8 protein-coding genes are annotated in these 8,960 nt (G+C 68.2%); all 8 read left to right on the top strand.

What is annotated here, in order from left to right; all coding sequences use genetic code 11:
* Window positions 1–202: 202 nt before the first annotated feature.
* Complete coding sequence (locus C667_RS17115; protein ID WP_245538489.1) at window positions 203–1,213, top strand: glycosyltransferase family 2 protein; 1,011 nt, start codon at window positions 203–205, stop codon at window positions 1,211–1,213.
* Complete coding sequence (locus C667_RS17110; protein WP_004371277.1) at window positions 1,210–2,871, top strand: glycosyltransferase family 39 protein; 1,662 nt, start codon at window positions 1,210–1,212, stop codon at window positions 2,869–2,871. The genes C667_RS17115 and C667_RS17110 overlap by 4 nt, the downstream gene beginning before the upstream one ends.
* Window positions 2,868–3,278: a GtrA family protein gene (locus C667_RS17105; RefSeq protein ID WP_004371274.1), complete on the top strand. Its 411-nt coding sequence runs from the start codon at window positions 2,868–2,870 to the stop codon at window positions 3,276–3,278. The genes C667_RS17110 and C667_RS17105 overlap by 4 nt, the downstream gene beginning before the upstream one ends.
* The gene (locus C667_RS17100) at window positions 3,275–4,183 is read left to right on the top strand and encodes a DMT family transporter (RefSeq protein WP_004371271.1); all 909 of its coding nucleotides are present in this window, start codon (window positions 3,275–3,277) and stop codon (window positions 4,181–4,183) included. Before C667_RS17105 ends, C667_RS17100 begins: the two co-directional genes overlap by 4 nt.
* Window positions 4,184–4,204: 21 nt before the next feature.
* On the top strand, window positions 4,205–4,729 hold the full coding sequence (gene def, locus C667_RS17095) for a peptide deformylase (RefSeq protein ID WP_004371268.1): 525 nt from the start codon (window positions 4,205–4,207) through the stop codon (window positions 4,727–4,729).
* Window positions 4,730–4,829: 100 nt separating this feature from the next.
* Complete coding sequence (locus C667_RS17090) at window positions 4,830–6,137, top strand: metal-dependent hydrolase family protein (RefSeq protein WP_004371265.1); 1,308 nt, start codon at window positions 4,830–4,832, stop codon at window positions 6,135–6,137.
* A gap of 494 nt (window positions 6,138–6,631) precedes the next feature.
* A complete protein-coding gene (locus tag C667_RS17085) occupies window positions 6,632–7,789 on the top strand; it encodes an STY4528 family pathogenicity island replication protein (protein ID WP_004371258.1) in 1,158 nt (385 codons plus the stop codon).
* A gap of 605 nt (window positions 7,790–8,394) precedes the next feature.
* A partial coding sequence (locus C667_RS17080; RefSeq protein WP_004371255.1) for a phage integrase N-terminal domain-containing protein occupies window positions 8,395–8,960 on the top strand: 566 nt, incomplete at its 3' end.

Raw genomic sequence — 8,960 nt, 5'->3', positions numbered from 1 at the left:
CGTAGTCGTCGGCGCACACCACGACCGGACGGGTGGCGGGCGCGCCAGGGCGGGAAGAGGCTTGCATGCGATCGGGGCGGCGGGCGGAAAGCCGGCAGTATCGCGCACCCTGGCCCGCGCGGGGCACGCCGGGCAGGGCACGAATGGTTTATCGTGCACGCCTTCGCTCCGGCCGCGGAGCCCACTCGCCGGTAGTTTCATCGTGTCGCACTCCGACTCGCTCGATGCCCACCCTCATGTGCCCCCCGCCTCCTCGGCACACCCCCGACTCTCGGTCGTGGTCCCGCTCTACAACGAGGGCGAAACGGTGGAGGCGCTGCACCGGCGCCTGTCTCAGGTGCTCGCGGGGCTGGAGCTGTCGGACTGGGACATCGTCTGCGTAGACGACGGTAGCCGCGACGACACGTACGCGCGCGTCGCCGCGTTGTGTGCCGGCGACCGCCACCTCAAGGCGATCCGCTTCGCGCGCAACTTCGGCAAGGAAGCCGCGATGGCCGCCGGCCTGCAGGCGGCGACGGGCGACGTGATCGTGCTGATGGACGGCGACCTGCAGCATCCGCCCGAGCTGATCCCCGAGATGCTCGCGCGCTGGCGCGGCGGGGCGATGATGGTGACCGCGGTGCGGCGCTCGCGCGTCACCGATCCCTGGCTGCGGCGCAAGCTCACCCACGCCTTCTACGCCTTCTTCAGCAAGGTCTCCGAGGTCGCGCTCGCCGAGGGCGGCGGCGACTTCCGCGTCTTCGACCGCGCGGTGGTCGAGGCGATCAACAGCCTGCCCGAGCGCACCCGCTTCATGAAGGGCATCACCAGCTGGGTGGGCTTCCGCCAGGAGGTCGTCGAGTTCGAGCCCGCGCAGCGCGCCGGCGGTGTGTCCGGATGGTCGATGCTGCGGCTGCTGCGCTACGCGATCGACGGGCTGTCCGCCTTCAGCACCCTGCCGCTGCGGGTGTGGTCGGTGATCGGCCTGGGGATGGCCGGGTTGTCGGGCCTGTACGGGCTGTTCCTCTTGCTGCGCACGATGCTGTTCGGCATCGACCTGCCGGGCTACGTGTCGCTGATGGTGTCGGGGCTGTTCCTGTCCGGGATCCAGCTCATCAGCCTGGGCGTGCTCGGCGAGTACGTGGGGCGCATCTTCACCGAGGTGAAGGGCCGGCCGCTGTTCCTGGTGTCGGAGCGGCTTGGCTTCGAGCGCGGGCTGGAGCGCGATCGATGATCCCGCCGGGCGCGGCCGCGCGGGCGCCGGCCGCGGTGGGGGGCGCATCGATCGAGACGGCTGCGGCCGAGCTCCATGCGCCCTTCGCGCAGTGGGTGGCCCTTGCCGTGCTGGCGCTGGCCGCGGGGTTCGTGCTGCTCACCTTCGACCAGCACGGCATCAGCAACGACGAGGAGGTCCAGCATGTCTACGGCCGCCTGCTGCTCGACTTCTACCTGTCCGGCTTCGCCGACCGCCAGGCCTTCGAATACAAGAACCTCTATCTGTATGGCGGCTTCTTCGACCTCGTCGCGGCCGCCCTGGAGCGCGCGGGCGTGGCCGAGGGGGCTGCGCTGTGGGACCTGCGCCACCTGATCTCGGCCGGCTTCGGCCTCGCCGGGCTGGCCGGCACCTGGCTGCTCGCACGCCGGCTCGCCGGCGAGTGGGCGGGGCTGGCGGCGCTCGTGCTGCTGCTGCTCACCGGCGCGTGGTCGGGGGCGATGTTCACCCACACCAAGGACATCCCCTTCGCCACCACGATGCTGTGGGCGCTGTACTTCAGCGTGCGCGTGCTCGACACCCTGCCCGCGCCGCCGTGGCGGGTGCTGGCGGGGTTGGGCGTGGCGCTGGGCTGCGCCTTCGGGCTGCGCATCGGCGCGGTGTTCGCGGTGTTCTACCTCGGCGTCGGCATGCTCGCGGCCGCGACCTTGCAGCCGGAGGGGCGCCTGCGCTTCGCGCTGCGCGGCGTGCTCGCGCTGCTGCCGGCGGCGGCGATCGCGCTGGCGCTCGGCGCGCTGTTCTGGCCGTGGGCGGCGATGGCGCCGGGCAATGTGTTCACCGCGATGAGCGCGTTCTCGCATTTCAGTTTCGAGCTCGACACGGTGCTGGCCGGACGCGTGATGAAGGTCGGCGAGGTGCCGGGCCATTACCTCGCCGCCTACCTGCTGGTGCGCCTGCCGGAGCTGTTCCTCGCCGGGGTCGCGCTGGCGCTGCTCGCCGGTGCGCGCGCCCTGCCGGCGCTCGCGACCGCGCAGGGCCGACCTGCGGCCCTGCCCTGGCTGCCGGTGGTGCTGGCGGCGCTGTTCCCGCTCGCCTACACCCTGCTCGCGGCGCCGCCGCTCTACAACGGGCTGCGCCACTTCAGCTTCGTGCTGGCGCCGCTCGCGGTGCTGGCGGGCGCGGGGCTCGTCCATGCCTGGCAGGGCCTGCGGGCCCGTCCACCGCTGCTGCGCCGCGCCGTGCTGGCAGCGTGCGCGCTGGCGGTGCTCGGCCAGCTGGGCCTGCTCGCCCGCCTGCATCCCTACCAGTATCTGGCGTACAACCGCCTCGCCGGCGGCACGCACGGGGCGGCCGGAGGGTGGGAGCAGGACTACTGGGCGAGCAGCCTGCGCGAGGCGGTGCTCGCGCTCGATGCCCTGGTCGCGCGCGAGGGCGTGCCGGCGCAGGGCTACACCGTGGCGGTGTGCGCCGAGCCGCTGCAGGCGCAGGTCTGGCTCGCGCCCGGGCTGCGCGCGACGCGGGACTGGTGGGGCGCGGACTTCTACCTCTCGCCCACCCACATGGGCTGCGACGCGGCCCTGCGCGGCCGCGTGGTGGCGCAGGTCGAACGCGCAGGGATCGTCCTCGCGGTCGTCAAGGATCGCCGCGCGCTGGTCGGCGAGGACAGGCGGCCACGATGAGCGCGTCCGTGGGATTCGTGCGTTTCCTGCGCTTCGCTGCGGTCGGGGTGGTGGGTACGCTCGCGCACTACGCCTTGCTGGTCGGGCTTGTGGAGGGGGCCGGTGCGCCGCCGCTGGCGGGCGCGAGCGCCGGCTTCGTGCTCGGCGCGCTGGTCAACTATGTGCTCGCGCGCCGGCTGGTGTTCGCCTCCACCCGCAGCCACGCCCAGGCCCTGCCGCGCTTTTTCGCCGTGGCGCTGGCGGGGCTGGCGTGGACGGCGCTGCTGATGAGCCTGTTCATGGCGCTGCTCGGCCTGCACTATCTGCTCGCCCAGCTGCTGACCACCGCGCTCTTGCTGCTCTGGCATTACGCCGGCAACGCCTTGTGGACCTTCCGCCGCAGCCGCCACGACATGGAGGTGCGATGAGCGCACCGCGCCCCGGCGGCGGCGTGCCGCCGCATCGGCTCGAGGCCGACCTCCTGCTCATGCTCACCACGGTGATCGCCGCGGCGGGCTGGATCTTCTCCAAGGAGGCGCTCGCGGGCATCCCGCCGCTGATCTTCATCGGCTTGCGCTTCGCGATCGCCGGGCTGGTGCTGGCGATGTTCTCGCTGCCGCAGCTGCGCGCGCTCGACCGGCGCGGGCTGCGCAACAGCCTGCTCGTCGGCGCCTTGTTCGCCGGTGGCATGGTGTTGTGGATCCTCGGCCTGTCGCACAGCAGCCACCTCGGCGAAGCCTCGTTCATCTCCAGCATGGGCATCGTCATGGTGCCGGTGTTCGCGCGCCTGTTCTTCGGCGACCGTCCGCCGGCGAGCACCTGGTTCGCGCTGCCGCTGGCGCTCGCCGGCTTCGCCTGCCTGTCGCTCGACGGTGGCTTCGAGGTCGAGCTCGGGCAGTGGTTCTTCCTCGGTGCGGCGCTGGTGTTCGCGATGATGTTCAACGTCAATTCGCATATCGTGCGCAACGTGCCCGTGCGCGCGCTCAGCGTGGTGCAGATGCTCGCCGTCGGCGTGCTCGTGCTGCCTCCGGCCCTGGTGATCGAGCCCTGGCCGCAGACCTGGAGCGCGCCGGTGCTGGGCTGGCTGCTCGCCAGCGCGCTGCTCGCCACCACGCTGCGCTTCCTGCTCCAGCTCCATGGCCAGAGCCTGACCACGCCCAGCCACGCCGCGCTGATCATGATGCTCGAGCCGGTATGGACCGCGCTCGCCGCGGCGTGGTGGTTCGCCGAAACCATGAGCGCGCTGCAACTCGCCGGCTGCGGGCTGATCTTTCTCGCCCTGGTGGTGAGCCGCTGGGCGTGGCTCCGCGGCCTCTTTGGCGGACGCGGCTGAACGATCGAGGAGAGAGAGCCGATGACTGTCCGTACCCTTCTGCGCATGGGCGATGCGCGACTGCTGCAGCCTGCCGTGCCGGTCGGCGAGTTCGGCACGCCCGAACTCGCGGCGCTGGTCGAGGATATGTTCGACACCATGGCCGCGCACGGTGGCGTGGGCCTGGCCGCGCCGCAGATCGGCGTCGGCCTGCAGGTGGTGATCTTCGGCTTCGAGCGCAGCGAGCGCTACCCGGACGCCGCGCCGGTGCCGCGCACCATCCTGGTGAACCCGGTGATCACGCCGCTCACCGAAGACCGCGAGGAGGGCTGGGAGGGCTGCCTGTCGGTGCCCGGCCTGCGCGGCATGGTGCCGCGCGCCACGCGCATCCATTACGCCGGCTTCACCCCCGCGGGCGAGCCGATCGAGCGCTTCGTCGAGGGCTTCCATGCGCGCGTGGTGCAGCACGAGTGCGACCACCTCGACGGTGTGCTCTACCCGATGCGGGTGCGGGATTTCCGCCGCTTCGGGTTTACGGACGTGCTGTTTCCGGAGCTGCAGGGGTAGTCCGGTCCTGGCACCCTGGCTGTTATCATCTCGACCAGTTCGACTGCGTCCAAAGGGCTGCCCGATGAAGCCGAGAAAATCCCTGGGTTGCGGAGCCGTCGTGTTTGCCTCGCTGTGGCTTTCACTGGCGCATGCGGCGGACAAGGCGATCCTGTTCGAGAACGTCTTCGTCTTCGATGGCCGGAGCGCCGAGCGTGCCCGCGCGCCCGCCAACGTGCTGGTGGTCGGTGACACCATCCAGGCGATTTCGGCGGCACCGATCGAGCCGCCGGCGGATGCCGAGCTGACGCGTGTCGCGGGCGGTGGTCGCACCCTGATGCCTGGCCTGATCGATGCGCACTGGCACGCGATGCTGATCGGCCAGAAACTGGTCGATGCCATGACCAGCGAGGTCGGCTATACCAATCTGCGCGCGGCGCAGGTCGCCGAAGCGACGCTGATGCGCGGTTTCACTACCGTGCGCGACATGGGTGGGCCGGTGCAGGGCCTGCGGCGTGCGATCGAGGAGGGGCGTTTCCCCGGGCCGCGCATCTTCCCGTCGGGCGCGATGATCTCGCAGACCGGCGGCCATGGCGATTTCCGTCTGCCGCACGAAGTCCCGCGTGCCGCCAGCCAGGGCCTGAGCCATACCGAACTCACCCGCACCGCAGCCATCGCCGATGGCGCCGACGAGGTGCTGCGGCGCACCCGCGAACAGCTGATGCTCGGCGCGACGCAGATCAAGCTGATGGCTGGCGGTGGGGTGACCTCGATCTACGACCCGATCGACGCCACCCAATACACCGTGGACGAGATCCGCGCCGCAGTGGCTGCAGCCGAGAACTGGGGCACCTACGTCACGGTGCATGCCTACACCAGCCGCGCGGTTCAGCTCGCCATCGAGGCCGGGGTGAAGGCGGTGGAGCACGGCCAGCTGGTCGATGAGGAGACGGTCAAGCTGATGGTGCAGAAGGGGATCTGGTGGTCGCTGCAGCCCTTTCTCGACAACGAGCTCGCCAATCCGCAGGCCGGGGCCAACCGGGTCAAGCAGCTGATGGTGGCGGCCGGCACCGATCGCGCCTACGCCCTGGCGCGCAAGCACAAGGCGAAGGTGGCCTTCGGCACCGACATCCTGTTCTCGGGCGACAACGGGGAGCTGCAGAACGCGCGGCTGGTCTCGCTGGAGCGCTGGTACACCCCCGGTGAGGTCCTGCGCATCGCGACCGGCGACAACGGCGCCTTGCTCGAACTCACCGGCGAGCGCAACCCCTACCGCAAGCCGCTGGGCGTCGTCGCCGAGGGCGCGCTCGCCGACCTGCTGCTGGTCGATGGCGACCCGACGGCCGATCTGTCGCTCATCAAGCGTCCCGAGTCGAGCTTCGTCCTCATCATGAAGAACGGCCGCATCTACAAGAACCTGCTGCCCTGAGCGACGCCTTTCAGCGACGAACTCGCCGTGCTGCTCGCCTATCGCCGGCTGGCCGTCGACTACCGCGACGGCGGCTTCGTGTTCGACGTCGTGCAGCAGGGGCCTGCGATCGGCCTGGATTACCGCTTCTGAGTAGCGCAGGCCGACGGTAGGTCCAGGCACTCCGCGACCGACGGTGGAGCGCGGAATGCCTGGAAGATCGGTCAGACGTTGATCACACGTTTAAACGTTGATCGGTCAGCAAAGGCTTGTGAACACTAGGTTTCGCGGGGAAATCGGGCCACGGCCTTTGCGGGAATCGCTGGAAGTACCCCCAGTTGTACCCTCAAGGGGGGGTATCGTGATGATAGATCAGTCTGGATGCCGGTGCCAGGGCTGCACCCGGCAGGATGAAACGGTTATGGCGCAGACCACATTGTTGGCTGACGTCCGAGAGGGTACGCGATGAGATGCAGGGGAACGGGCCGCTGTGGCCCAGACCTCGGAGAACTCTCATGGCAGACCATCACACCCGCCACAATCCGCTGGGGCAAGACGCCCTGTTCACTACTCCGGCCTCACTCATGCTCGACGCCCGCCTCACGCCGCTGGAACGCAATGGCTGGCAGGTTCTGCGCATGCTCCGCTCTGCCGAGGGAATCAGCTCGTTGGCAAACCTGGGACAGTTGCGCCGCTATCTCACCTCTACCCCGCTGGGGCAGCGAGCCGGATATGAGACGGCCTGGCGCGTCCTCATTGTGCTTCGGCTGACGGGCTGGATCAGCCTTGTGGGACAGCACCGCGACCCTCTGACCGGCCATGTGCTCAGCGAGCTGTATCAAGTTCACGAAAGCCCCCTCGGCTTCCAACAGGCCTGCATGCTCGATGCCAGTCTGACAGCACTTCTGCAATCCTCCATCGGCCACGAAAACAACCAGGTGGATCGGGTGGCTGTCCACATTCAGGCAACGCTGGCGCAGGCACCTGAAATCGCCTCCATTGCGACCCACGATCAGCGCCACGATGACGATGATTTGCCCCCTACCCCGCCGTCGCAGCAGAGCGAGGCAGCCGACCCACTGCCATTGGGTGGCGATTCCGCTGGCAGCACGCTTGTTCCGCAACAGACCGAACACGCTCGCCACATGACGGCTGAGCAGGGCAGTACGTATAAGACGTATATGTATAAAAAAGAACGTACGTACCGCGCACGCGAAGGCGACGGCGATCCGGCATCGCAGTCGGTAAGCTTGCCGCCTTGCCTGAGCAATGCCCAGGCAGATCAGCAAAAGGACGTGCAGGCCGCCTTGCGGCGGCTGCCGCCGCAGCATCGCCAGGAGGTACTCGACGAGTTGCAGGCACGCAGTCAGAGCGGCACAGTGCGCAATGTCGTGGCCTACTTCTTCGCCTTGGTGAAGCGCGTTTTTGCGGGCGAGTTCCGCTTGTGGGCAGGTCGTAAGGAGACATCTGCCACCCCACGGCCTGTCGAAAATCGGCTTGCTGGTGTGCCACGCACCGAACACCGCCCAGAACCGACTGCGCAACCGGCATCGCGTGAAACCGCCCTGGCGCACATCGCCAATATCCGCAAGATGCTGAGCGCCTCGACGAACGCTGGGGACATTGCAGCGCAGGCAATGCAGGCCAGGGGATGGCAGCCGCACCCTGCGTAGCAAATGCTGCCGCAAAACGCGGTCGTCACTGCACGCCGCAGTGACGACCCGCGCAACACCGCCAACAATGCGGGCGAAAGCCAGTTCCTATTGCGTGCGGCATACATGATGATGGCCGCCCTAAACTGCCCGGGCAGTTGCCAAGACCGATGGGCTTCGTACATCGGCAGCCCCAACAGCGCAGGTTCCTGCAAGCGCTGGCCCGACAGGGCGGAACCACCCCAGGTATGCCCAGGCTCCGACCGCATACCGGCCCTCCCCAGGGCGGAGCCTTCTTCGTCTGTTTGAACTCATCCCTATCGCGCCGCCTGGCGCACTGTCCTTTGCGGCAATTGCCTGTGTGCAACGTACAGGGCTCCCGCTGCATTTCTCATCCCACTCACTCCATAGGAGGACTCGTCCACGTTCACATCACTTTCGTCTTGTAGTACCTCTTCCGTCCGGGCTTCCAGCAGGGAGCAAGACGGATACCTCATTCGAGGCCCTGGTGTTTCCTGAACACCATGCCCTTGCCCTCACGGGATCTCGCCCTGGCGAGTTGGCACCAACACTAACCACTGAATTTCAGGACAACGCAGTACGACGCTTTGCTTGGAGGCCGGACGATGGATGACTTGACCTACACACTGCGGCAGCTTTGCCAGCGTAACCGTGACGGCAGCTACACCACGCAGGCCGACCGGATGCGTTCGCTGTCGCTAGCCGCGCGGCAACTGCGCGAGGCCGGTTTCCGGCAGATGAAGGCGTCGTCGCTCAAGGGCAAGCACGCCCAGACGCTGCTGGATCGCTGGCAGGGAGAAGGCTTGTCGTCCGGCACTATCAAGAATCGGCTCTCTCACCTGCGCTGGTGGGCCGAAAAGATCGGCAAGGCTGGCATCTTGCCGGCGGACAACACACAGCTTGGCGTGGCCGAGCGCCGCTATGTGACCAACATCAGCAAGGCCCAAGAACTAGGCACAGGTCTTGAACAGGTCACCGACGCGCACGTACGCATGAGCCTTCAGCTACAGGCCGCCTTCGGATTGCGTCGGGAGGAAGCGATCAAGTTCCAGCCCAGTTACGCGGATCGGGGCGACCACATCGCCCTTGTTGCCGGCTCCCTGATTCCGCACAAATCTGGCGTCGTTAAACGGCGTCGTCGAGTGGGCGCCGGCGGCGCCGTAAACGGCAC

The sequence above is a fragment of the Thauera phenylacetica B4P genome, assembly GCF_000310225.1.
GTDB lineage: Bacteria > Pseudomonadota > Gammaproteobacteria > Burkholderiales > Rhodocyclaceae > Thauera > Thauera phenylacetica.
This window is presented reverse-complemented; position numbering and strand designations above follow the sequence as displayed.

What these genes read in the sequence shown, in the direction of transcription:
- C667_RS17105 (WP_004371274.1), top strand. Translation starts at nt 2,868, where the DNA reads ATGAGCGCGTCCGTGGGATTCGTGCGTTTCCTGCGCTTCGCTGCGGTC.
- C667_RS17085 (WP_004371258.1), top strand. Translation starts at nt 6,632, where the DNA reads ATGGCAGACCATCACACCCGCCACAATCCGCTGGGGCAAGACGCCCTG.
- C667_RS17100 (WP_004371271.1), top strand. Translation starts at nt 3,275, where the DNA reads ATGAGCGCACCGCGCCCCGGCGGCGGCGTGCCGCCGCATCGGCTCGAG.
- def (WP_004371268.1), top strand. Translation starts at nt 4,205, where the DNA reads ATGACTGTCCGTACCCTTCTGCGCATGGGCGATGCGCGACTGCTGCAG.
- C667_RS17110 (WP_004371277.1), top strand. Translation starts at nt 1,210, where the DNA reads ATGATCCCGCCGGGCGCGGCCGCGCGGGCGCCGGCCGCGGTGGGGGGC.